The following is a 1,532-nucleotide window of genomic DNA, read 5'->3' as shown; positions in this document are numbered from 1 at the left end:
ATCACGCCAACCCCGGCTCTGAACGACACGATTCATGGTCCGGCGCAGTGGCCTCCACCCGCACCACACCTGGCTCCCTCAGAAGCCAATATTCAGTTTGTCAGAGTGACGTAGCAATTCACAAGCGCGCGCCAACCGCACCGCTAGAGCAGATCGTCCCAGCCTTCCGACACGACATGCCCAGCCTCGGGCCGACCGCAGCGGAACGCGCTTACGCGAAGCTGACCTTGTCTCCATGAGGAAGATGCGAGAAGGCGGCACCACCATCACTGCGTGCGCCGGGAGTGTGGGACTGCCTGTGGCAGTCGTGGCATATGCGCGGGAGGTCGATCTAGGATCATCGTCCGGAGGGCAGTACTGACGTTCCACCGACTAGTGGACGGAAACAGGCCGATCAACTCTCTGAGATTGGCCTGCAAGCTTGCCTAGGACACGGCCTCAGAGTCGGAAGCCAACCCAGTGGCCCCCTCGACTCGTTCAGGGCTCACGTGGCGCGCGGAGCTGCCGTCCAACGGATACCCCGTAAGCGAGCAGGACTATGGTTGCTAGCCACTTCACAGTTCGTGTTGAGCTCTTATACGGTCGCTGGACTGGATGCAACAGCATCTTGATCTGCCTGGCCGCGGCTTCGTCGGCGGCAGCTACAAGCCGGGCGCCCTTTCGCCGTTTGAAGGCCGCACCGGTTTCGAGCGTCTCGATTGATTTCGCGAGTGTCGACTCCAAGATCCGACGGGCGTCAGCTTCGGAATCCACTTTTCGATCCCACCAAGTCCGCTCCTGCCAGATCCACACGGACGGTTGCAGGCCTCTTGTGTCTAAAACATTGATGACAATGCCGGCCAAGAGTGCGCACGTGCCGAGCGCCGCCAGCAAGGGGATCACTGCCTTTTTGGTGACGTCAGCGGAAGCGAATAATGACACAAATGCAGCAATGAAAATCAGAGAACCCGTCGCGAGGCTAAGCACGTGAATCCATGGGTTCTTGAACCATTTCAAGAAGAGGAACATCATGCGGACGCCTATTGCGGAGAAGGCGATGGCGAGGACTGAAAAGCTGTCTACCGCTTGAGTGTTAAAGGCGGTCTTGATCACAACGATTTGTATATAGGCAAGCGCCACGCCCACCACGATGAAGGCGCCCCAAAGGAGTAACTGAAGTCCAAAGTCAAGGTTCAAGGGAGATGTGCGCCGTGCCATCCTCATAATGTAGTGCCGGGATTCCTCCCTGGTTTCTGCAATTCAGTGGGCACAATCACATCCCAGTACGCGTGTTACGGCCCTCTGGCCCTGAGCGCTGACGTAACGCGGAAGTGGTTCGTCTCGTGGACGCCCATTCGGCCCGGCCCGCGGAGACTCGACAGCGCGATGACTTCGGTGATTACGCCTGTCCGCCAAGATAAATTGCTTCTCCGCATGGAAGACACGGGCCCTCGCATTGGGTCACGTCCCGCCGGGTGGTGTAATTCGTCGTCACCGTGCGGGTCAGCTGAGTTGATTATGCAGCAATGAGCTCGGGAATGGGAATCACTCCC

General features: G+C 58.5%; 1 protein-coding gene. It reads right to left on the bottom strand.

Annotation, left to right across the window (positions count from 1 at the left end):
- Positions 1-477: 477 nt before the first annotated feature.
- Entirely contained in the window at positions 478-1,197 is a 720-nt protein-coding gene (locus RCH12_RS18455) for a hypothetical protein (RefSeq protein ID WP_327017880.1), read from the bottom strand.
- Between the last annotated feature and the right edge of the window lie 335 nt (positions 1,198-1,532).

This window comes from Cryobacterium sp. MP_3.1 (assembly GCF_035984795.1).
Classification (GTDB): domain Bacteria; phylum Actinomycetota; class Actinomycetes; order Actinomycetales; family Microbacteriaceae; genus Cryobacterium; species Cryobacterium zongtaii.
Note: the sequence above shows the minus strand (reverse complement) of the source record. Positions and strands in the feature narration are given on the sequence as shown.